At 66.2% G+C, this 22,664-nt stretch carries 20 protein-coding genes and 1 pseudogene; 7 read left to right on the top strand and 14 right to left on the bottom strand.

What is annotated here, in order from left to right:
* The first annotated feature begins 137 nt into the window (after positions 1-137).
* Positions 138-2,906, top strand: coding sequence for a PAS domain S-box protein (locus BRADO_RS13345; protein ID WP_011925858.1), 2,769 nt, complete (start codon positions 138-140; stop codon positions 2,904-2,906).
* A 161-nt stretch (positions 2,907-3,067) separates the two neighbouring features.
* Positions 3,068-4,066, top strand: a complete 999-nt coding sequence (locus BRADO_RS13340) for a P1 family peptidase (protein WP_011925857.1) — start codon at positions 3,068-3,070, stop codon at positions 4,064-4,066.
* Positions 4,067-4,071: 5 nt separating this feature from the next.
* On the opposite strand, the gene BRADO_RS13335 is transcribed toward BRADO_RS13340, so the two are convergent.
* Positions 4,072-4,833 (bottom strand): EF-hand domain-containing protein, encoded by a 762-nt coding sequence (locus BRADO_RS13335; RefSeq protein ID WP_011925856.1) that lies wholly within the window; start codon positions 4,831-4,833, stop codon positions 4,072-4,074.
* A 226-nt stretch (positions 4,834-5,059) separates the two neighbouring features.
* Between BRADO_RS13335 and rpe the strand changes: the two genes are divergently transcribed.
* Genes rpe through BRADO_RS13320 form a run of 3 tightly spaced genes read left to right on the top strand, consistent with a single transcriptional unit; the run spans position 5,060 to position 7,138 of the window.
* Complete coding sequence (gene rpe / locus BRADO_RS13330) at positions 5,060-5,761, top strand: ribulose-phosphate 3-epimerase (RefSeq protein WP_011925855.1); 702 nt, start codon at positions 5,060-5,062, stop codon at positions 5,759-5,761.
* 15 nt (positions 5,762-5,776) lie between these two features.
* Positions 5,777-6,262, top strand: coding sequence for an ureidoglycolate lyase (locus tag BRADO_RS13325; RefSeq protein WP_011925854.1), 486 nt, complete (start codon positions 5,777-5,779; stop codon positions 6,260-6,262).
* Positions 6,263-6,307: 45 nt separating this feature from the next.
* Positions 6,308-7,138, top strand: a complete 831-nt coding sequence (locus BRADO_RS13320; protein ID WP_011925853.1) for a bifunctional allantoicase/(S)-ureidoglycine aminohydrolase — start codon at positions 6,308-6,310, stop codon at positions 7,136-7,138.
* 115 nt (positions 7,139-7,253) lie between these two features.
* On the opposite strand, the gene BRADO_RS13315 is transcribed toward BRADO_RS13320, so the two are convergent.
* From BRADO_RS13315 to BRADO_RS35400, 9 genes are all read right to left on the bottom strand, one after another.
* Entirely contained in the window at positions 7,254-8,585 is a 1,332-nt protein-coding gene (locus BRADO_RS13315; protein ID WP_011925852.1) for a dicarboxylate/amino acid:cation symporter, read from the bottom strand.
* A 360-nt stretch (positions 8,586-8,945) separates the two neighbouring features.
* Positions 8,946-10,403 (bottom strand): bifunctional serine/threonine-protein kinase/universal stress protein, encoded by a 1,458-nt coding sequence (locus BRADO_RS13310; protein ID WP_011925851.1) that lies wholly within the window; start codon positions 10,401-10,403, stop codon positions 8,946-8,948.
* A gap of 3 nt (positions 10,404-10,406) precedes the next feature.
* Complete coding sequence (locus BRADO_RS13305) at positions 10,407-11,147, bottom strand: metallophosphoesterase (protein WP_011925850.1); 741 nt, start codon at positions 11,145-11,147, stop codon at positions 10,407-10,409.
* 267 nt (positions 11,148-11,414) lie between these two features.
* Complete coding sequence (locus tag BRADO_RS13300) at positions 11,415-12,353, bottom strand: S1/P1 nuclease (protein WP_011925849.1); 939 nt, start codon at positions 12,351-12,353, stop codon at positions 11,415-11,417.
* A gap of 203 nt (positions 12,354-12,556) precedes the next feature.
* A complete protein-coding gene (locus BRADO_RS13295) occupies positions 12,557-13,165 on the bottom strand; it encodes a hypothetical protein (protein WP_011925848.1) in 609 nt (202 codons plus the stop codon).
* On the bottom strand, positions 13,162-13,833 hold the full coding sequence (locus BRADO_RS13290; protein WP_011925847.1) for a hypothetical protein: 672 nt from the start codon (positions 13,831-13,833) through the stop codon (positions 13,162-13,164). Before BRADO_RS13290 ends, BRADO_RS13295 begins: the two co-directional genes overlap by 4 nt.
* Complete coding sequence (locus tag BRADO_RS13285) at positions 13,830-14,609, bottom strand: MotA/TolQ/ExbB proton channel family protein (protein WP_011925846.1); 780 nt, start codon at positions 14,607-14,609, stop codon at positions 13,830-13,832. The genes BRADO_RS13290 and BRADO_RS13285 overlap by 4 nt, the downstream gene beginning before the upstream one ends.
* A gap of 246 nt (positions 14,610-14,855) precedes the next feature.
* On the bottom strand, positions 14,856-15,443 hold the full coding sequence (locus BRADO_RS13280) for a TetR family transcriptional regulator (RefSeq protein WP_011925845.1): 588 nt from the start codon (positions 15,441-15,443) through the stop codon (positions 14,856-14,858).
* Positions 15,440-15,613 (bottom strand): hypothetical protein, encoded by a 174-nt coding sequence (locus BRADO_RS35400; RefSeq protein WP_011925844.1) that lies wholly within the window; start codon positions 15,611-15,613, stop codon positions 15,440-15,442. The genes BRADO_RS13280 and BRADO_RS35400 overlap by 4 nt, the downstream gene beginning before the upstream one ends.
* 273 nt (positions 15,614-15,886) lie before the next feature.
* On the opposite strand from BRADO_RS35400, the gene purB reads away from it, so the two are divergent.
* Positions 15,887-17,194 carry an adenylosuccinate lyase gene (gene purB / locus BRADO_RS13275; RefSeq protein ID WP_011925843.1) on the top strand — a complete coding sequence of 436 codons (1,308 nt, stop codon included), beginning with the start codon at positions 15,887-15,889 and terminating at the stop codon, positions 17,192-17,194.
* Positions 17,195-17,218: 24 nt separating this feature from the next.
* Here the strand turns inward: purB and BRADO_RS13270 are convergent, their stop codons facing one another.
* Positions 17,219-17,983 carry a hypothetical protein gene (locus BRADO_RS13270; RefSeq protein ID WP_011925842.1) on the bottom strand — a complete coding sequence of 255 codons (765 nt, stop codon included), beginning with the start codon at positions 17,981-17,983 and terminating at the stop codon, positions 17,219-17,221.
* Positions 17,984-18,037: 54 nt separating this feature from the next.
* Complete coding sequence (locus tag BRADO_RS13265; RefSeq protein WP_011925841.1) at positions 18,038-18,586, bottom strand: cytochrome b; 549 nt, start codon at positions 18,584-18,586, stop codon at positions 18,038-18,040.
* 121 nt (positions 18,587-18,707) lie between these two features.
* Between BRADO_RS13265 and BRADO_RS13260 the strand changes: the two are divergent.
* A pseudogene (locus tag BRADO_RS13260) lies at positions 18,708-19,352 on the top strand (cytochrome b).
* A gap of 260 nt (positions 19,353-19,612) precedes the next feature.
* Here BRADO_RS13260 and ftsH read toward each other — a convergent pair.
* Both ftsH and BRADO_RS13250 read right to left on the bottom strand, forming a co-directional pair.
* A complete protein-coding gene (gene ftsH, locus BRADO_RS13255; protein ID WP_011925838.1) occupies positions 19,613-21,460 on the bottom strand; it encodes an ATP-dependent zinc metalloprotease FtsH in 1,848 nt (615 codons plus the stop codon).
* Between the two features lie 60 nt (positions 21,461-21,520).
* On the bottom strand, positions 21,521-22,450 hold the full coding sequence (locus BRADO_RS13250) for a lipid kinase (protein ID WP_050780998.1): 930 nt from the start codon (positions 22,448-22,450) through the stop codon (positions 21,521-21,523).
* Between the last annotated feature and the right edge of the window lie 214 nt (positions 22,451-22,664).

Here is a 22,664-nt window from a genome sequence, read left to right as displayed (position 1 = left end):
TGCAAATCACGACTCATTCTACAAAACGTTTCAGATTGGCACCATGCAACCTTTGTTTGAATAAGTGATTTATTCGCGCATCAGTCGCGTCAGTGCAGAGTTGAGCACGTCGATGCCAAGTGCGCAGGACTTTGGAGATGCGAAGCATCGAAGATACTCGCGAAGTTCTTCTATCAACTTCATCTGCAACCCGGCGAGACCAGCTCGCAGCGCTTGCTGCGTTGGCGGCCTCGGCTTTGCTGTTTGCCATCATCGCTCCCTCCGCCAAAATTCAGCTGCCGGCGAGGCCCGCATTCATCGCGAGCTATCAGTCGGCGCTGGCGCTGAATGATCTGATCACGGCGTTCCTGCTGTTCTCCCAGTTCGTGTTGCTGCGCTCCCGCGCCCTGGCGTGGCTCGCGTCCGGCTACTTGTTCACCGGTCCAGCCGCGCTGTTGCACACGCTCGTGTTCCCTGGCGTGTACGCGCCGGACGGGCTGTTCGGGGCCGGACCGCAGGGCGCTGTCTGGATCTACATGATCTGGCATGGCGGCTTTCCGCTGTTCGTCCTCGCCTACGTACTCGGCAGAAACGGCCGCCCTGTGAGTTCAGTTGGTGCGGCGCTGGCGTTCGCCATCATCGGCGTTGCGGTCTCGCTGGCTGCGCTGGCCTGGATCGTGATCACTCAGGAGGCGGCGCTACCGGCTCTTCTCGACGGCAATGCCGCAACGCCGGCGTTGAAGGTGGTGGTCGGCGCGATCTGGTGCGCGACATTCGCCGCGCTCGTCGCGATGGCGTGGCGGCGGCCGCACAGCGTCCTCGACCTCTGGATCATGGTGGTGCTGTGCGCGTGGCTGTTCGATCTGTCGCTGTCATCGCTGCTCAATGCCGCAAGGTTCGATCTTGGCTACTACGCCGGTCGCATCTACGGCCTGTTCGCGGCGAGCTTCGTGCTCGGGGTGCTGCTCGCCGACAATGTCGGACTGCAGCAACGCCTGACGCGCCTGCTGCAACAGCAGCGGCGGCAGAGCGAAACCGAGCGGGCCCGCTTCATCGCGCGCGAGCGGTTGTTCAGCGCCGTCGTGGAATCCTCCAATGACGCCATCATCACGCTGACCTTGCACGGCAAGATCACATCCTGGAACCGGGCCGCGGAGCAACTGTTCGGATATGGCGCCGAGGACGCGCTGGGCAGCGACATCGCCCTGATCGTTCCGCCCGACCGGCGCGGCGAGGTCGACGGCATTCTCGCCAGGATTGGACAGGGCGAGAAGATCGAGCATCACGAGACGGTACGTCGGCACAGGGATGGTCGCGAGGTCGAAGTCTCCCTCAGCGTCTCACCGATCCTTGATGCAAGGGGAACCGTGATCGGCGCATCCAAGGTCGCGCGCGACATCACGGAGAGCAAGCGCACGCGCAACGCGCTGACCCGGGAAACCGAAGAGCGGCGACGCATCTTCGAGACCTCGCAGGATCTGATCCTGATCGCGGATTCGCGCGGCAATCTGATCCAGGTCAGCCCGAGCACGCGAGCCATCCTGGGCTACCGCCCGGAGGAGATGGTCGGCCGCAACGCCAGCGACTTCGTCTATCCGCCTGAGCTGGAGGCCGTCCGCAGCCAAATGCGCGACTGCCGCCGCGGCCGCGATATCCACAATTTCGAGGCCCAGCTGCTGCACAAGGAAGGCCGCGGCGTGGTGCTGAACTGGATGGCCAGCTGGTCGGATCCGATGCGGCGCCATTTCTTTGTCGGACGCGATCTCACCGAGAAGCGCGCCGCCGAGGCTCAGTTCCGCCAGGCGCAGAAGATGGAGGCCGTCGGCCAGCTCACCGGCGGCATCGCCCACGACTTCAACAATATCCTCACGGTGATCACGGGAAGCATCGCCATCCTGGCAGACGCCGTCGCGGACCGGCCGGAGCTCGCGGCGATCGCCAAGCTGATCGACGACTCGGCTGACCGCGGCGCGCATCTGACGCGACAGCTGCTGGCCTTCGCCCGCAAGCAGCCGCTACAGCCGGTCGATCTCGACGTCAATGCGCTCATCATCGAGACCGCGGCCCTGCTGCGGCCCACGCTGGGTGAGCATATCGAGATCGAGCGTATCCTGTGCGTCGATCCATGTACGGCCCTGGCCGATCCGAACCAGCTCGCGACCTCCGTGGTCAATCTCGCGCTCAATGCGCGAGACGCGATGCCGCAAGGCGGCAAGCTGACTTTGGAAACCGCGAATGTCACGCTCGACCAGGATTATGCCAACGCCAACGCCGAGGTCGCGGTCGGCGACTACGTCATGATCGCCGTCAGCGACACCGGCAGCGGCATTCCGCCGGCCTATCTCGACAAGGTGTTCGACCCGTTCTTCTCGACCAAGGGCCTCGGCAAGGGGACGGGGCTCGGGCTGAGCATGGTGTTCGGCTTCGTGAAACAGTCCGGCGGCCACATCAAGGTCTATAGCGAGGTCGGCCACGGCACCTCGATCAAGCTCTATCTGCCACGCTCGACCTCGGCGCCGACGGCCGGCGCCGACCGGCGTTTGCCCGACGCAACGGGCGGCGACGAGACCATCCTGATCGTCGAGGACGATCCGCTGGTGCGCCAGCACGCGGTCACCCAGGTCAAGAGCCTCGGCTACACGACGCTTGCCGCCGCCAATGCTGCGGAGGCACTGGCCGTGCTGGAGCAACATCCGGAGATCGACCTGCTGTTCACCGACGTCATCATGCCCGGCGGCATGAACGGTCGGCAGCTCGCCGACGCCGCGCGGGCGCAGCGTCCGGCGCTGAAGACGCTGTTCACCTCCGGCTACACCGAGAACGCGATCGTGCATCACGGCCGCCTCGATGCGGGCGTGCTGCTGCTGCCCAAGCCCTACCGCAAGCCCGAGCTCGCCCGCATGATCCGCATCGCCCTGGAGGGATGACGTAGCCCGGATGAGCGCAGCGATATCCGGGTTCACCGCAAAGCTCGTGAGAACCCGGATGTCGCTGCGCTCATCCGGGCTACGGTGACGCGCCGTGCTGCATTGAGCCGGGGCATCGGCCGGGCTATTCATCGACCATCACCACCAGCACCGAGACCGACGTGCAGAATCTCCTGACCGACATTCCCGGCGTCCGCGTCGGCCATGCCCATGATGCGGCGCTCGCCTCCGGCGTGACGGCGATCCTGTTCGATCAGCCGGCGGTGGCCGCGATCGACATTCGCGGCGGCGGGCCCGGGGTGCGCGAGGATGCGCTGCTTGATCCCGTCAACACAGTCGAGCGGGTCGACGGCATCGCGCTGTCGGGCGGTTCGGCGTTCGGCTTGGAGGCCGCCAGCGGCATCCAGGCGTGGCTCGCCGAACAGGGCCGCGGTTTCGCCGTACGCGACGCGTTAATTCCCATTGTGCCGGGCGCGATCGTGTTCGACCTGCTCAACGGCGGCAACAAGCAATGGGGCCGCTACGCGCCGTACCGCGAGCTCGGCTATGCGGCGGCGGCCGCCGCCACGACGAGCTTTGCGCTCGGCAGCGTTGGCGCGGGCCTCGGCGCAACAACGGCCAATCTGCAGGGCGGGCTCGGCTCGGCGTCGGCTGTCACGACAGGCGGCATCAAGGTCGCGGCGATCGCGGTGGTGAATGCGGTCGGCAGCGTGACGGTCGGCGATGGTCCCTGGTTCTGGGCGGCGCCCTACGAAGCCGACGGCGAATTCGGCGGCCGCGGCCTGCCCGCGCGCTTCACGCCGGACATGCTGGCGATGCGCATCAAAGGCGGCCCTGCCCCCTCGGACTCCGAGAACACGACGATTGCGCTGGTGGTGACCGATGCCATCCTCACCAAGGCGCAGGCCAAGCGGCTCGCGATGATGGCGCAGACCGGCATGGCACGCGCGATCTATCCGGTGCACCTGCCGCTCGACGGCGACATCGTGTTTGCGGCCGCGACCTGCGCGAGGCCCATCGAGCCTCTGGTCGAGCTCAGCGAGCTTGGCATGCTCGCCGCGAACGTGCTGGCGCGGGCGATTGCGCGCGGCGTGTATCACGCGAGGCCACTGCCGTTTGCCGGCGCTCTGCCGTCCTGGCAGGACCGCTTCGGCGGCTGAGCGGCTTACACGCTCACCGCGGTCGTCGACGACGTGGCGCTCGACAGCTGCTGCGACTGCCGCTGGATCAGCTTCTCGATCAGATTGTACGACGACGTCGCCGCGTTCGACGCGGTGGTGGCCGCCGGCGTCGTCAACGTGACCTTGGAGCCGTCCGCATAGGTGATCGTGGTCGTCGTCGAGCCGTCGCTGTTGGTGGACGACGAGCTCGACGCGCCCGACAGCGCCTGCATCAGCGCATCGGCGCCCGCGCCGGATGAGGTGCCCAAGCCGCTGCTCCCGCCGGCCTCCTGGTGATGATGATGGCCATGCCGCCCCTTGGCGCCCTGCAGCGCCGAGGACAGCTCGTCGAGGCTGACACTGCCGTCGTTGTTCGCATCGAGCTTGCCGAACACCTTGTCCGCATTGGCGAGGTTGGTGCCGCCGGCGCCGAGCGCGTTCTCGAACTCGGACTTGCTGATCTGCCCATCGCCGTTGCCGTCGATCTGCGAGAACAGATCCTGCAGCGGGTTGGTCGAGGCGCTTGTGCCGGAGGATGCCCCCGATTGGCTCTGCGCCGCCAGCAGCGCGCTCATCGTCTCCGGCGCGATCTGCCCCGAGCCGCTGCTGCCCGAGCTCGACCACGGGCTGAAATTGCCGGAGCTGCCCGTTCCCTTGGCGTCCAGGCTGAACAGGCCGCCGCCCGATTTGCCGGAGCCCGACTTGGTCGAGCCGAGCGACTGCAGGCTGTCCAGGACCGACGACGCGGCCCCCAGTGCAAACCACATGGCGAAACTCCCGCAAGGCCGCCCACGCGGCGGCAGAACATCTCCCCGTCTTCGTCGCAATCCCCATGCCAGCGCCAAACCGCTGATATGTCCGGATATTTCACGATGTTACGACGGCCTGACCCCGGCACTTCCTGCCGCACCCGGCAGATTTTTCCCGCTCGCGTTGCCGCAGCCGGCCCTGCATGATACGGCGACATCCCCGATCGTCCTGGAACAGCCGCCCATGACCCAGTCCTTCACGCCGCGTCCGCTCGTCATCGCGCCATCGATCCTGGCCTCCGATTTCGCCAAGCTCGGCGAGGAGGTGCGCGCCGTCGACGCCGCGGGCGCCGACTGGATTCATCTCGATGTGATGGACGGCCATTTCGTCCCGAACATTTCCTACGGCCCGGATGTCATCAAGGCGCTGCGCCCGCACACGACCAAGATCTTCGACGCGCATCTGATGATCACGCCGTGCGACCCGTATCTCGAGGCCTTCGCCAAGGCCGGCTGCGACCACATCACGGTGCATGCCGAGGCAGGTCCCCATCTGCATCGCTCGCTGCAGGCGATCCGCGCGCTGGGCAAGAAGGCCGGCGTCTCGCTCAATCCGTCGACACCGCTGAATGTGATCGAGTACGTGCTCGACCTCGTCGACCTCGTGCTGATCATGTCGGTCAACCCCGGCTTCGGCGGCCAGGCCTTCATCGCCTCGGCGATCGGCAAGGTCCAGGACCTGCGCGCGATGACCGCGGGCCGGCCGATCGACATCGAGGTCGACGGCGGCGTCGGCCGCGACAATGCCGGCGCGCTCGCGGCCGCCGGCGCCAACGCCTTCGTCGCCGGCTCCGCCGTGTTCAAGGGCGGCACGATGGAAGCCTATCGCAGCAACATCGCCGCGATCCGTGATGCCGCCGCGACGGCGCGCGGCGAAGCGATCTGAGGCGATCGACGGCTCATGCATATGCTCACACCGCGGCCGCTGACGAAGGCGGCCTTCGCTGCCTTCGGCGACGTCGTCGAGACCGACGGCGCCCCGCCGATCGAGATCAACCAGGGCTTTGCCCGCCGCTGCAACGAGCTCGCCGCCATCGACGTGACCTCGGGCGGCATCGATGTCAATATCAGCCTGTTCGAGGCCAAGCCGCGGCCGCGGCCGATCGAAATCAAGCTGATGGAACGGCATCCGCTCGGCACGCAGCTGTTCATGCCGCTGCAGGACCGCCCTTGGCTGGTGCTCGTCTGCACCGATCCGCATGATGCCGCGAGCTACCAAGCCTTCACCGCCACTGGACGCCAGGGCGTGAACTACGCCCGCAACGTCTGGCATCATCCCCTCTTGGTCTTCGACGAGGCCTCACGTTTCATGGTGGTCGACCGCATGAGCCCCGACAATCTCGAGGAACGGTGGCTCGACCAGCCGCTGTTTTTGAGCATCCCCTGAACGATGGCGCGCGCACTCGACGAGCCGCGCGCAGGAGAGACGACGATGGACAAGCCGAACTACTTCGTGCCGCAGGGCGGCCATCCGCCGCAGACCGACCTGCTGACGGGGCGCGCCGTGTTCACCGAGGCCTATGCGGTCATCCCCAAGGGCGTGATGCGCGACATCGTCACCTCGCCGCTGCCGTTCTGGGACAAGACGCGGACCTGGGTGATCGCGCGTCCCCTGTCCGGCTTCTCGGAGACATTCTCGCAATACATCGTCGAGGTCTCGCCCGGCGGCGGCAGCAGTCAGCCGGAGCCTGATCCGGAGGCCGAGGGCGTGCTGTTCGTCGTGTCAGGCGAGATCGCGCTGACCATCGCCGGCACCACGCATCGCCTGGCCAAGGGCGGCTACGCCTTCCTGCCGCCGTCCTGCAAATGGACGCTGACCAACGACAGCGCGGCACCCGCGACCTTTCACTGGATCCGCAAGGCCTATGAGGCCGTCCCCGGCATCGCCGCGCCCGAGCCCTTCGTCACCAACGAGGCGACGATCGCGCCGGTCGGGATGCCCGGCACCGAGGGCCGCTGGGCCACCACGCGCTTCGTCGATCCGCTCGACGTCCGCCACGACATGCACGTCAACATCGTCACCTTCGAGCCCGGCGCCGTCATCCCGTTCCTGGAGACCCATGTCATGGAGCACGGCCTCTACGTGCTCGAAGGCAAGGCGGTCTACAAGCTCAACCGCGACTGGGTCGAGGTCGAGGCCGGCGACTTCATGTGGCTGCGCGCCTTCTGCCCGCAAGCCTGCTACGCCGGCGGCCCCGGCCGCTTCCGCTATCTGCTGTACAAGGACTCCAACCGGCACATGAAGCTGCGGCCGTTCCGGTGAGGTCGCCTGCTCCGCACGATGCCGTCCAGTAGCCCGCATGAGCGCAGCGACATGCGGGATCGACGCAACAGCGCGTGAGACCCTACGAGATCGCGACCACCACGTCTGTCGGCAATCACGCCGCCTGATACTCTACCTCCTCCGCCGTTCCGCGATCGAGCACGGCTTTCGCCCTGGCATGATCGAGATCATTTTCCCAGGCGGCGACGACCACGGTGGCGACGCAGTTGCCGATCAGGTTGCCGACGGCGCGGGCGATGCCGACGAACCAGTCGACCGACAGCACCAGCACGAGGCCGATCGCGGGGATCGCCGGCACGGCACCGAGCGTTGCGGCGAGGATGACGATCGCCGAGCCCGGCACGCCATGCGCGCCCTTCGACGTCACCAGCGACACGCCGAGCACCAGCAAGAGGTCGCTGACCGACAGCGGCGTGTTGGTGGCCTGGGCGATGAACACGACGGCGAGCGTCAGATAGATCGAGAACGCATCGAGGTTGAACGAATAGCCGGTCGGGATGACCAGGCCGACGACCTCCTGCTTCACCCCCATCGCCTCGAGTTTGCGCATGATCTGCGGCAGCACGGAATCGGACGACGCCGTCGCCAGCACGATCAGGAGCTCCTCCTTCAGGTAGCTCAGGAACTTGAACAGGCTGAGGCCGGCGATGCGCATCACGAGGCCGAGCGCGATGACGACGAACAGCGCCACCGAGACGTAGAACAGCACGACCAGCGCCAGCAGCTGCTTCAACGAGCCGATGCCGTATTTGCCGACGGTGAAGCCGATGGCGCCGAGCACGCCGAGCGGCGCGACGCGCACGATCAGCCCCATCGCCTTGAACAGCACCTTGGCGACGGCATCGATCAGGTTGACGACGGGCTTGCCCGGCTCGCCGACCAGCGCAAGGCTGACGCCGAAGATCACCGCGAAGAACAGCACCTGCAGCACGTCGTTACGGGCGAAGGCGTCGAAAGCGGTCGGCGGGATGATGTTGAGGATGAAGCCGCCAAAGCCGCCACCTTGCAGCTTGTGGGCGTTGTCGGCGAAGGTCGCGAGCTGCTTGGCATCGAGCTTCGAGACGTCGATGTTCATGCCATGGCCGGGGCCGAACAGCAGCGCCAGAACGAGGCCGAAGGCCAGCGCGATCGTCGTCATGCCCTCGAAATAGACCAGCGACTTGACGCCGACGCGGCCGACCTTTCTGAGGTCGCCGGCACTGGCGATGCCATGGACGACGACGCAGAACACGATCGGCGCCACGACCATCGCGATCAGGCGCAGGAAGGCGTCGCTGAAGAATTTCAGGCCCTGGGCGGTCTCGGGCGCGACGACGCCGATCAGGATGCCGATCGCGAGCGCCGCCACGACCTGAAAGAACAGCGAGCCGAACAGGCTGCCCTTCGGGGACGCCGTCCCCGCCATGCTCACATCCGTCGCCGCCATCGAATCCCCCTCGTCAAACCAGACGTGCGCGCCCCACACGCGTCACAATGTCACTCTGGCGGGAGAGACTATGAAAGGCAATCGCAGCTGCGCCCGAATAACAGGCGGCAGATGACGCTTCGGCGGTCATGGTTGAAAGGTGAAGGAATGCTGCAGGCTGGGCCTCATCATTCGAGACGCGCCTGTGCCGCTCCTCACCATGAGGGTGGACGTCGAGCCGGCGCTTCATGTTGACGATGAGCTGCGGGCCCCAATGGCAATAGCTCGATCACTGCTTCGCATCGGTCGCGACGGTCGAGCCCTCACCCGGCGGAGCGCGGCGGCAGGCGGGCGTCTCGAAGGGCGAGGCTCTTTCGCGCTCTAACTACGCGACACGGCCTTCGTCGCCACCTCATCCTCCTCATCATCGACCTCCCGCGCCGCCGCGCGCGTGCGGACGACCGTCACCGTGCAGCCGGCCTCCGCGGCCACCTTGGCCGAGACGCTGCCGAGCAGACTGCGCAGCACGGAGTCGCGGCGGGCGCCGATGATGATGTGGTCGACCTGGTTGACCTCGGCGAATTCGATCAGCGCCGCAGCCGGGTCGATGGCTTCGAGCACGTGCACCGTCAGGCGGCTGGTGTCGAGCTTGAGCGGCGTCGCCCAGTGCTTCAGCGCCACCATGCGGTCGATGTGCTTGTTGTTGCCCTCCTCGTCCAGGGTGCGGTCGATGGTGAGACGACCGAGTTTGAGCACGTTGACACAGGCGAGCCGCGCCGACGGCAAGGTCGCGAGGATGCGCTCGGCGGTGACGCGCAGCGCGCCGTTGAGCTCCTCACCGCCTTCGGACGTGTCGATCGCAACCGCCACGATCGGGCTTGTGGCGATCTGCAGCGCGACGTCGGAGGGCTTCGTCTCCGGCTGCACCAGGCCGCGATTGAAGCGGCGTCGCCACACGGTGGTGATCGGATCGCGCTTGAGCTTCTCGGCACGCGCCGTGAGCTTGACCTGATCGGGATTGCCGAGATCGAAGGCGAGCTGCGCCGCGGTCGGATAGCGCCACACCGGCTCGATCTCCAGGCAGCGCAGCACGATCTCCTGCAGCCACGGCGGATAGTCCGGCTTGAGCTGCCGCGGCGGATAAGGATCGCGCCACAGCCGCCGGCGCATGCCACGCAACGTCTCGGTTTCGCCGAACGGCCGCACCCCGGTCGTGAAGAAGTACAAGAGCACGCCCAGCGAAAAGATGTCGCTGCGCGGATCGCTGCGCTTGCCCATCATGCGTTCCGGCGCCATGTAGGGCGCGGTGCCGTAAGGCAGGCGGAATTCCTCCTGCAGCAGATCCGGCAGATGCTTGTGGCAGGACAGGCCGTAGTCGATCAGCACCGCCTCCCCCGTCCCGCGGAACATGATGCTGGACGGCTTGATGTCGTGGTGGATCACATTCTGCCGGTGCAGATCCGCGAGCGCGGTCGCGATCTTCGCGACCAGCACCCGCGCCTCCTCGTAAGGCAGCGGCAGTTCCGGCAGCCGCTTGTACAGCGTCTCGCCCGGGATCAGCTCGATCACCACATAGGCCTGCGTGGCGAAATCGCCGGTGCCAAAGCATGCCGGCACGTGCGGCCCGGACAGTTTCGGCAGGATCATCTGCTCCATTTCGAAGCTGACGATTGCCGCGGGGTCCTCGCCCTCGGAGACGCGCGGCACCTTCATCAGGATCGGCCGGTCGATGTCGGAGCGTGTCACGCTCCACAACGTCGCCATGCCGCCGGAATGCACGCAGTCGCCGACCGTGAAGCCGTCGATCACGAAGCCCGGCTGGAGCTTTGATCTCGGCATGATCTAACGCCCCATCGAGAGCCGCTGCGCCAGCCAGGGCGGCAGGCCGTTGTCACGGATGCGCTGCGCAGCCGCCTCGACATCATAGGGCACGCGGCAATAGGTCAGCTCGCGCGTCTTCGTGTCGAAGGTCGCGAAGCATGCGGCCGGATCGCCGTCGCGTGGCTGGCCGACCGAACCGACCACGGCGAGCCATTGCCGGCCGCGCAGGAGCTGAACAGGCATGTTGGCGGTGGGTGTGAAGCTCGTCATCTTGGCCGTGGCGGACATCGAATACAGCGCGGGACGGTGGATGTGGCCGCAGAACGTCACCGCGGCCTCGGTCGCGATCATGCTGCGCGCGGCGTCGGCAGAGCTCTGCACGTAGCGCCAGCGCGCCGGGCTCGAGGCTTCCGAATGCACGAACAGCCGGTCCTCGTCACCGACGCTCATCGGCAGCTCGGCCAGGAAGCGCCGCTGCTCGGCGCTGAGCCGGCCCCGCGTCCATTCCATCGCCGCCTGCGCCTCGGCATTCATGCTCTCGCTCGACGTGGAGACCGCGTTGTCGTGATTGCCGCGTACCGCGAGCCCACCCTCGGCGACGATCTCCATCACCGTCTCGACCGACCATTCCGGATCAGCGCCATAGCCGACGATGTCGCCCAGGCAGATCAGGCGCTCGACGCCACGGGCGCGCGCCACCTCCAGGCACGCCGCGAAGGCCTGCCGATTGGCATGGATGTCGGTGAAAATCGCCAGCAGCACCCGTATCCTCCCGGTTCGACCGTACAGGTAGGGGTCGCGTGGAATTTGAGCAACATCAAACCGGACGAACCGGAGCAAGGAGTTTCTTGGACGGGGTCGATCCAGCGACACGGCCTCCCGATCTCGCGGCTCGTCACAAGGGGGGACGCGGCTATCGCGGCGCGCGTAGCCCGGATGAGCGCAGCGACATCCGGGGTCTCACGAGCTGTAGCGGTGAACCCGGATGTCGCTGCGCTCATCCGGGCTACGTCGCTACGTCGCGCGGTCCTACCGCAACAACACCTCGAGCAGATTGGCGAGGCGCGCGGCAGCGAGCGCGGCCTGCTTGCGGGCGGTGTCGCGGGCATTGGTCTCGTACTCCCGGGTCAATTCGACCGGCTGCTTGTCGGTGCGAATGGGCGCGGCGTAGGCGACAGACTTGGCCAGGTCGAAGCTCTCCTGCGCCCAGGTCGCGGGATCGACGATCTGCGCCTTGCCGGGATCTGCGGTCACGGTCGACAGGCCGCCGCGCTGATCGGCGTCGAACATGGCACCAAATACGGTGGAATAGCCGCCGAAGATGCCGTCCCAATAGGCGTGCAGGTTCTGCGTCTCGCCGTTGGCGGCGATCACCTGCTCCTCGTTGCCGCCGCGGTCGCCGCCTTTGTCGGGCAACGCGGCCGAATAGCGGGCGATGGCGTGCAACGGCTGGTGCAGATCGCCGACGAGGTGGATGGTCCAGCTGAGGCTGTACGAGCGCAGCGGCTCCGTGGCGTCGCTGTTCGCCGGCAGCTTGGCGATCATCAGCTTGAGCTGGGACACCGCGTCCACCGCGTCGGGACGCGGCAGCGGCGTGTCATCAACCGAGAACAGCGCGTCCTTGTAGTGCCAATAAGTGTGCTTGAGGTGGCCGTACGGCACGAGCTGCTTCGCGGTGGAGTCGCCCACCTGGTCGTCGTAATAGTCCGGCTTCATCTTGATGTCGTCCGGCCAGGTCGCTGCGTGCACGAACGCGTAGAGCTTCTCCTGTCCCTGCGGCGCCCCGGCGATCCAGCTGGCGTAGTCGGGATTGAGCTTGAGCAGCGCGTCCGCCCTGTCCCGCACGGTCGGAGACAGCTTCTTGTAGGCCAAATATGCGATCTGCATGTGGCCTTCGTCCCACCACGCCAGCGCCTGTCCAGCCGGCCACAACATCGCCACGGCCAATGCCATCGTCAGCGTGCGCATCGCAAAGCCCCCCTCGGTTCGTATGAAAAAACACGGGATCAGGAAATCATCGCGAGCCTAACGTGATCAGGAAAAATTGGCAATTTCACCATCGCTGCACCGGGCGGGGCGAGCCAAGCCTCGTCATGCCGGCGTCACACAGCGGCGTGTTCATGGTCCAGTTTGCAGCGCCGCCGGCTTTCGTCCCTCATGAGCGGGGCTCCTTACGGCTCGTCCTTCGGCGGCATGCGTGGCGGCAGCAGCGGCGTGAACGAGACGCCGTCGCCGGCAGTCTTGGCCGCCTTGAACTCGCCCGTGGAGGGATCGCCGCCGGCCGTCTCGACGATCGTCTTCGGCAGGATGTATTCACGCGCGGCATCGATGACGCCGCCGTCGCCGGTGCCGAAATCGGCAGCGCGGCCGCCTTGGGGATGGCCGGCGGCGATCTGGTCGGCGGCGTGCTGCGCCTTCTCGGCGAGCATATCGCTGTAGGGAATACGATAGGCGCGCGGCACGCCGCTCGGGCGGTTGTCGTCATCGAGCTTTTCGACCCACAGATAGACCGCGCCGGGATCGCCCTCGACGCTGTGCGGATCGACGATCCTGACCTGCAGAACCTTGAAGGCCTTCGGCAGCCGGTCGACGCTGGCCCAGCCGAGCAGGCCGCGGGCGCCGACGAAGCTGCCGACATAGAAGGCGCTGGTGACGACGATCGCGACCGCCTTCGCCGGCCACGGCAGCCGCGCATAGACCAGCACGAGCAGCAGCAGCGCGCCGATCAGCGCGTAGCAGACGGACAGCGTGACGATGACGGTCTGCAGGTTGCTCATCATCGGCTGATCATCCTGACGCCGGTCTTGGGATCGAGGTCGGCGCCGTTGGCGCGGACGTTGCGGAAGGTTTCGAGCAGCGATTTCGGCCGGCGCTGCACGTCGACCACTTTTCCCGCCGCGTCGAGCTTGAAACGCAACGCGGTCTTTTCATCGCCGGAATGATCGACCACGACCTTGTCGTCGAAGATCACCTGCGCGGTCGGGTTCAGCTTCTGTACCTTCACGGTGGCCTCGACCGGCGCGCCGCTGACGTTCTGGAAATGCGAGATGTTGACGGTGTATTCGCCGGCGACGATGCCGCGGATGGTGACGATCTCCTCGCGGATCGGCGAAGGAATCTTCAGCCCATTGACCAGGATGAAATCGTTGGCGCCGCCGCGGTCGTCGCGGTCGAGCGTGAGGAAGCCGGCCTCGCGATGCCGGTACCAGGCGATGTTGCCGACCGGATCCTGCACGAACAGGTCGAGATCATCGGGATGGTTGTCCGGCCAGTCCATCGTGATCAGGAACTCGGCCTTCGAGTCGACCTTGCCGTCCTTGGCGTCCGGCGAGATCGCGAGCACCGCGATGAAGAAGAAGAACGCGACGATCTGCAGCGCCTTGAACAGCATCACGCTGAACGGATCGAACTGCTCCTCGCGCGGATAGAGCCCGAAATCGTCCATCATGCGCCCTGCTCCGCCGCGCGCTCCATCGCCCGCTCGAGTCGCGGCGTCACCCGCGTCTCCGTCAGCATGACGGCATCGGAGAACACACGGCCGGTGGCGGCGTCCAGCATGTAGTACTGGATGCGCACCAGGATCGAACCGACGAGGCCGGCGAGCGTGGTGTACATGGCAACCGCCATGCCGTCGCTCATCAGCCCCATCGAGGATTTCATCGCGAGCTTGTCATTCACGTCGAGGCCGGCGATCGGCGCCAGCATGATGATGAAGCCGATGATGGTGCCGAGCAGGCCGAGCTTCATCAGCGTGTCGGATGCGAAGCCGCCGAAGCCGTTGGAGCCGCGCAGGCGGTCGGCGAGCGTGCGCAACAGGAGCGTCTGATCGAGCCGCCCTGCCGCTTGCGTCCTCGCCTTGGTGACGAGGCTCTTGATATGGTTGGTCACGAGCCCCTTGGGAAGCAACTGCGCGTCCGGCTCCAGCGCGCGCTCCGCGTCCGGCCCGACCAGGACTGCGCGACAGCCGCGCGCCGCGTCGGCCTCGCGCGCGATCGCCCTGGTGCGCCAGAAACAGTGGCAGCAGGTCACGATGTAGAGCACGGCGATGACGCTGGAAATGTAGGTGCGGTCCGAGGCGACCATCAGACGGAAGTAGCCGTAGCGCGCCAGCACCACGGCTGCGAATACGGTCAGCCCGGTGAAGATCATCCAGAGCAGCAGCGGCCCGCGCTCGGCGGGGTCACGCGCAGGTTCCACTCTGTCGGCACTGCTGACCACGCTCATGCATCGATCTCCCCGGCTGCTGCGCCCGTTGCGTCCGGCGCATTTGCGGGGGAGTTAAGCAGAGCCGGTAAACGTCGTCCAAAGACATCTGCGAGGACGGCGGGATGAGAGGTTCACATCCCCGCGCTTGCTGCGCTGCGGCCGTTTTCCTGTAGCCCGGATGAGCGCAGCGATATTCGGGATCTCGCGAGCTTCTAGTGTGAACCCGCATGTCGCTACGCTCATAAGGGCTACGAGCGACATGCGCTAGCGCGCCGCCAGCCCGCGCAACAGCAATTTCAGCACCGCATCGACCCGCGTCGAGCACGTGCAATCGGCCCATTCGTCGGCGTGAGCCGGATGATGAAAGCTGCGGGTCGCATCGAAGATCGCGGCGGCGGCGGTCTTGGGATCGTCGACCTCGAACGCGCCCTGGGCGACGCCCTCGGTGATCATCCCCTCGACCTGGGCAATCAGGTCCTGTTTATGGGCCTTGACCACCGAACAGGCCTCGCGCGCGAGCGTCAGATAGGTGGCGAACATCTCGGGATCTTCGCATACGCGCTTATGCTTGGCGTCGAACAACTCGCGCAACCAGCGCTCCAGCTTGGCCGGCGCAGGCCCGGGCTCCGCCGCGATCTGCGCCAAGGGCCTGCTGACGCGCTCGAGCCAGCGCTTGGCCACCGCCTCGCGCAGCGAGGCCTTGCTCGGAAAGTGGCGGTAGACGGAGCCGTGGCTGACATCGAGCGCTCTCGCGACGTCGACGACCGTCGCTTTGGCGAGCCCATAACGGCGCAACACGTCCTCGGTGACTTCGAGGATGCGCTCGGATGTCAGAACCACGGCCTCATTCATGCGTGCACCATATCGGCATCGCCAGGATGCGCTTTGATCTGGATCGGCTCAGCCCGGTCGGCGACCGAGACGGCGCCGAACTTGGCGGCCTGGGCCTCCAGATGACGGGCGATCTGGAGATTGAGCCAGTCTTGGAATTGTGTGTGGAGCAATCGCTTTTCAATCTTCATCGAAGCGGTCCTTCGCAGGTGAAGCCGCTGAACCCCATGGTCAGACAGTGCTAGTTGATCATGGGTTGCATATACACCATCGCGCTGACAGATTTCAATATCTGTCAGCTAGATTTTTAATTTTAGTATTATGATACTCCTTCCCACGTGATCCGGGATGCAAAGCCCGCTGTTTGTGTCGCCTCGGCGGCTCTGGTAGAGCACGGCGTAAAATGCTGCTGGCGCGGACGCGTTTCGTCCCGCCTACCTTCCCTCCCGCCTGGAGAGCCGTCGATGATCCCCCGCTACACCCGTCCCGAAATGGCCTCGATCTGGGAACCGCAGACCCGGTTCAAGATCTGGTTCGAGATCGAGGCGCATGCGGCGGACGCGCTGGCCGAGCTCGGCACCATACCCAAGGATGCCGCCAGGACGATCTGGGCCAAGGCCAAGGACGCTACTTTCGACGTCGCCCGCATCGACGAGATCGAGCGCGAGACCAAGCACGACGTCATCGCCTTCCTGACCCATCTCGCCGAGATCGTCGGTCCCGAGGCGCGCTTCGTGCACCAGGGCATGACCTCGTCCGACGTGCTCGACACCTGCCTCAACGTGCAGCTGACCCGCGCCGCCGACCTGCTGCTCGCCGATCTCGACAAGGTTCTCGCGGCGCTCAAGAAGCGCGCCTTCGAGCACAAGATGACGCCGACCATCGGCCGGTCGCACGGCATCCATGCCGAGCCGGTCACCTTCGGCCTGAAGCTCGCTTATGCCTATGCCGAGTTCTCCCGCGCCCGTGACCGCCTGGTCGCCGCGCGCAAGGAGGTCGCGACCTGCGCCATCTCGGGCGCGGTCGGCACATTCGCGCAGATCGATCCGCGCGTGGAGGAGCACGTTGCCAAGGCGATGGGTCTGACGCCCGAGCCGGTGTCGACCCAGGTCATCCCGCGCGATCGCCACGCGATGTTCTTCGCCACGCTCGGCGTGATCGCCTCCTCCGTCGAGCGCTTCGCGACGGAAGTTCGCCACCTGCAGCGCACCGAGGTGCTGGAGGCCGAGGAGTTCTTCTCGGAGGGCCAGAAGGGCTCCTCGGCGATGCCGCACAAGCGCAACCCGGTGCTGTCGGAGAACCTGACCGGCCTCGCCCGCATGGTCCGCGCCTATGTGACGCCGGCGATGGAGAACGTCGTGCTCTGGCACGAGCGCGACATCTCGCACTCCTCGGTCGAGCGCATGATCGGGCCCGACGCCACCGTCACGCTGGACTTCGCGCTGGTGCGCCTCGCCGGCCTGACCGAGAAGCTCCTGGTCTACCCGGCCAACATGGAGAAGAACCTCGACCGGCTCGGCGGCCTCGTGCATTCGCAGCGCCTCTTGATCGCGCTCACCCAGAAGGGCGCGAGTCGCGAGGACTCCTACAAGCTGGTCCAGCGCAACGCGATGCCGGTGTGGCGCGGCGAAGGCGACTTCCGCACCCTGCTGAAGGCCGACGCCGACGTGAAGAAGTATCTGACCGATGCCGAGATCGACGAGCAGTTCGACCTCGGCTACCACCTCAAGCACGTCGACACGATCTTCAAGCGGGTGTTCGGCGAGAGCTGAGCGCGCCTCGATCAGGCGGACGCCTCAGTCCGCCTCCTCGCACTTGTCCTGCTTGACCTTGAACATCTTCCGGAACTGGGTCTCGAGCGCGCTCCGCATCGCCTCCGTCTTGGTGGCGCCGGTGTTGCGGAGATTGTAGGTCACGGCGCAATTGGTCCAGCCGAAATTGACGAGGTAGATGCGCATGCGCTCCGGCCCGTCCGGCTTCTGCGCTTCGGCGATGTAGCGGGCGACGCAGGCCTTCGGACTGGCGTTGTCGGCGCAGCCCTTGTCGACGGTCTGACGAAACATCTGCTGCAGGTCGGTCTTGCCCTCGATCGCGTCGACGAAGCGCGCGCAGGCGGCGGCGGGCTGATAGTCGCGCAGAGCCGAGGGCGTCTTGAAGCCGCGGGTCTGCGCCAGCTCGAAATCGCAGCTGTCCTTCAGCTCCGCGACCCTGGCGCGGCGGTAGTCGTCGATGCCGGGCAGCGCGATGAACTCCAGCCGCGCGGCGGTGTCGAGCGCGGCCTTGCAGGCGCGATCGATCTTGTCGGGGTCGAGCGCGGCGACCGCCTTCGGCTCGAACGCCGGCGAGGTGCCGGGCGAGTCGAAATCGGACGGGCCGAACAGCAGATGCACGGTGTTGCGCAGCCGCGTCTCGTCCTGCTTGGCGGGATCGAACCGGATCGTGAAACGGCAACCGCTCTCCCACGACATCGTCTTCTCGGCCGCGCTGGCGCCAGCGCCGCCGAGCGCGACGGCGGCGAGCGCCAGGCGTGCGATCCATCCGGTCCAGCTTCGTCGGGTCATGGCAGTTCTCGCAGGCGACCTGAGCCTGCATCCTACCGCGTCCCCGCGCCGGCGCTAGCCCGTACCCCGTACCATCCGCAGCGCAACGTCGTCGCGTTTGACGCGGTGATGCCAGACGGCGGCCGCGATGTGCAGCACGCTCAACGCCAGCAGCACATAGGCGAAGAAGATGTGGCGGTCCTCCCAGGCGCGCGCCGCCTCCTTGTCGGGATTCGTGAACTGCGGCACATGGAAGACTCCGAACCAGCTGGAATAGTCCGGCGTGTGCGCGCCGGAATGCGCCCATCCCAGCATGATCACCGCCAGGGTCACGAGATCGAGTCCCCATTGGTTGGCGCGTGCGACCGCCGCGAGCCAGCGCGGCGTATCGGCCGGCAACGCCGGCGTCGGATTGAACAGGCGCCACGCCATACGCGCGAGCAGCAGCACCAGCAGCACATAGCCGATGTCGGCATGAATCGAGCGATAGAAGAAGCGATCCGGACGCGCCGGGATGTGATTCATCCACCAGCCGAAGGCGATCATCACCAGGATGGTCGGGCCGATCACCCAATGCAGGGCGCGCGCGACTCCGCCCCAGCTCGATGCCGTGTTTCTGATCATGACAGATTCCTAGTTGCGATCTCTTCTGCTTCGAAGCTGCATGGAACCTTTTTATGGCGCTTCGGTGCGATGCAGAAATAGAATCATTCGAAACTAATTAGGACACTTTGGCGCCTTGGGGATGTCGCGGGAAGGTCACCCGGGCGGTCATCGACTTGTGAGCCGACAAGAGCGACGATGTGCATTATGGAGCGGCGATCGCCTGCCACATGGAGAGCTGCACGTGCCCCCGATCGAGACTGCCTATGATCCCCTGCTGCGACGGATTCATTGGGCGACCGCTGTGCTGTTCATTGCGGCCATGCTGATCGGACTCTATTGCGGGCTGCAGCCGGCGGGCACCTCGCCGCGGCGCGAGCTCCTGGAGATTCACAAATCGCTCGGCATCACGCTGTTTGTGCTGGCGATCGTCCGGCTGATCGTCCGTGCGCGGAGCACCGCCCCGGATGCGCCCGCGACATTCGGCCGGATGGTCCGCGCGCTGTCGCAGCTCAATCATTGGGCGCTCTATGCCCTTCTGCTGGTCATGCCGGTGACCGGCTACATGTTCTCCTCGGCAGGCGGCTACTCGCTGCGCTACTTCTGGACCTTCAGCTGGCCTCGCCTGTTCGCCGGCGACAAGGCGATCGCCCATGCCGGCGAGATCGCGCACGATACCTAGGCCTATGTCGTCTATGTGGTCGTGGGACTGCACATCGCAGCCACACTCTGGCACGAGTTCGTCAAGAAGGACGAGACCCTGGCCCGGATGTGGCCGCGGGGATGATTTTGTAGCCCGGATGAGCGCAGCGACATCCGGGTTCAACACAAGCGCCGGCGATGAACCCGGATATCGCTCCGCTCATCCGTGCTACGCGCCATCAACAAGCTCAAGTGCCGTAGGGTGGGCAAAGCGGCCGTCGCAGGCGGCAGCGTGCCCACCGTCGCGCGGCAAAGCGAGCGGCCAAATGGTGGGCACGGCGCCACGGCGATCTCGATCTTGGAAAGACCACATCTGCGCCTTTGCCCACCCTACGCAGCGTCGGGCTAGACCGGCTGCGCCGCCGCCACGAGATCACCGGCGCGCTGATCCTGCTTGAGCAGTGCGGCGAGCTCGGTCTCGTCCAGCGTCTCCTTGACCAGAAGCCGGCGCGCCGCGCGCTCCAGCACGTCGCGCTTGTCCTGCAGCATCTTGCGGGTGCGCTCCAGCGCCGACGTCACGATCGCCCGCACCTCGGCGTCGATGGCGTCGCCGGCGGCCTCGCCATACTCGGCGCTGCGCGAGGTGCCGGGCGCCAGGAAAGAATGGTTGTCGCGCTCATAGGCGACCGAGCCCAACTGCTCCGACATGCCGTAGCGCGTCACCATCGAGCGCGCGATGTCGGTGACCCGGCGCAGGTCGTCCGCCGCGCCGGTCGACAGATGGCCGTACACGACGAGCTCCGCGGCGCGGCCGCCGAGCAGCACCGCCATCTTGTTCTCGAGCTCCTCGCGCGTCATCAGGAAGCGGTCCTCGGTCGGGCGCTGGATGGTGTAGCCGAGCGCGCCGACGCCGCGCGGGATGATCGAGACCTTGTGCACGGGGTCGGTGCCGGGCAGGCTCATCGCGACGATCGCATGGCCCATCTCGTGATAGGCGACGATCTCGCGCTCCCTGGGATTGAGCAGCCGGTTGCGCTTCTCGAGCCCCGCGACGATGCGCTCGATCGCATTGTTGAAATCGTCGAGCGTCACCTCATTGGCGCCGCGCCGCGTCGCCAGCAAGGTCGCCTCGTTGACGAGATTTGCGAGGTCGGCGCCGGTGAAGCCCGGCGTCAGCGCCGCGACCTTCTCCGGATCCACATCGGCGGCGAGCTTGGCCTTCTTCAGATGCACGTTCAGGATCTGGATGCGGCCCGGTTTGTCCGGACGGTCGACCAGCACCTGGCGGTCGAAGCGGCCGGCGCGCAGCAGCGCCGGGTCGAGGATCTCCGGCCGGTTGGTCGCCGCCAGCAGCACGAGGCCGGTCGAGGAATCGAAGCCGTCGAGCTCGACCAAGAGCTGGTTGAGCGTCTGCTCCTTCTCGTCATGGCCGCCGGCGAACGGGCCCATGCCGCGGGCGCGGCCCAGCGCATCGAGCTCGTCGATGAAGATGATCGCCGGCGCCTTCGCGCGCGCCTGCTCGAACAAGTCGCGCACGCGCGCGGCGCCGACGCCGACGAACATCTCGACGAACTCCGAGCCCGAGATCGAGAAGAACGGCACGCCCGCCTCGCCCGCGACCGCCTTGGCGAGCAGCGTCTTGCCGGTGCCGGGCGGGCCGACCAGCAGCACGCCCTTCGGCATGCGGCCGCCGAGCCGGCCATAGGATTTCCGATCCTTGAGGAAGGAGACGATCTCGCGCAGCTCGTCCTTGGCCTCGTCGACGCCGGCGACGTCATCGAAGCGCACCCCGGTATTGGCCTCGACATAGACCTTGGCCTTGCTCTTGCCGATCTGCATCAGGCCGCCGCCGAGCCCGCCGGCCCCGCCCATCATCCGCCGCGACAGGAAGTACCAGACGCCGAAGAACAGCGCGATCGGCATCACCAAAGACAGAATGTCACCGAGGATGTTGCTCTCGACGCGGCCGGTGAAGGTCACGTTCGCCTTGGCCAATTCCTTGGCGAATTCCTGATCGACGCGCGTCGTGGCAAAGCGCGTCTGGCCGCCGGGCAGCGGCTCCTTCAAGGTGCCTTCGAGATAGTTCTCGGAGACGCCGACCTCCTTCACCTTGCCGGCCGACAGCAGGTCCTGGAATTGGCTGTAGGGAATGACGGCGACCTGGCGATAGCTCGTCCACGCATTATGGATCATCATCGCGACGAAGATCGCGACAACAGCGTACCAGAGATTGAAGCGGGTCTGCTTGGTCATGGGTTTCTCGACATGTGATCGGTGGAAAACGAGCGGCTGCAATGTGCGGATCAAGCCGCGTCAGGTGCCCGCCTGCCTGTCAGTGTTGGGCACGAACACGGTGACGGCGCGCGGCAGCACGGAAAAGCGCGCGGGTGTGAAGGTGACGAGCTCGCCATCGGCATTGATCGGCCGCGGCCGGCGGGTGCGGATCTCGAACGAGGTGTCGCGCGAGGCCCGCACCTCCTGCCACAGCCCGTGCCGGCCCTTGCGGAAGTCGTAGGCCATCGCCAGCAGCTTCCAGACCCGGCCGATCTCCAGCGAATAGAGGTCGAGATGGGCGTCGTCGATCTCAGCATTGTGCCGGACCGCCATGCCGCCACCGTAATAGCGGCCGTTACCGACCGCGATCTGCAGCGTCTTCACGCGCACAGCGCCGTCGGACGACACGATCATCGCGCGAAACGGCCGCGCATTGGTGAGCACCTTCAGCGCGGTGATCGCGTAGCCCAACCGCCCAAAGCGGCGCTTGGTTTCCTTCGTCAGCTGCCGCGCCAGTTCGGCGCTGAGGCCGAGGCTGGCGACGTTGAAGAACGGATGCCCATTGACCTCGCCAAGATCGATCTGCCGTCGATGGCCGGCCGCGATCACGTCGGCCGCAGCCTCCATCGTATCGGGGAGCCCAAGGGTGCGCGCGAGATCGTTGGCGGTGCCGGCCGGGATGATGCCGAGCGGCAAGCCGGTCTTCACCAGCGCCGGCGCAGCTGCATTGAGGCTGCCATCACCTCCGGCAACGACCACCGCTTCCGCATCATCAGCGTGCGCTTCGATCCATGGCGCGACCTCGCGCGGACTGTGCGGCGCCGAGATCACGAGGTCGTAGCCCGCAGCGCTCAGCCGCGAGACGGCAACGCCCGCGGCCTCGCCGCCCGAACGGCTGCCGCGATTGATGATCACCAGAAGCCGGCGAACCGTGGCGCTCGGCCGCGAAAGCCGTGCTTTCGCAACCATCGTATGGTCACCCCCCGCCGTCACGCCATGCTCCTGTCCACCAGATGCCAGCACGCGCTCGTGCGCTGGTTCCATACAGAATGACGGGCGCGGCTCTGGGTTCCATCGCGTTCGGGACCAGGGCGGTGATGATCGCCGGCGGAGCCGGCGCGGCGCGGACGATCATTTCGGGCAATCGAGCCGCAAAGTTTAACAGCTGCAAGCGACGCGTGTG

Source organism: Bradyrhizobium sp. ORS 278 (assembly GCF_000026145.1).
Classification (GTDB): domain Bacteria; phylum Pseudomonadota; class Alphaproteobacteria; order Rhizobiales; family Xanthobacteraceae; genus Bradyrhizobium.
The sequence above is the reverse complement of the archived record's forward strand: the minus strand, read 5'-3'. Positions and strand labels throughout refer to the sequence as shown.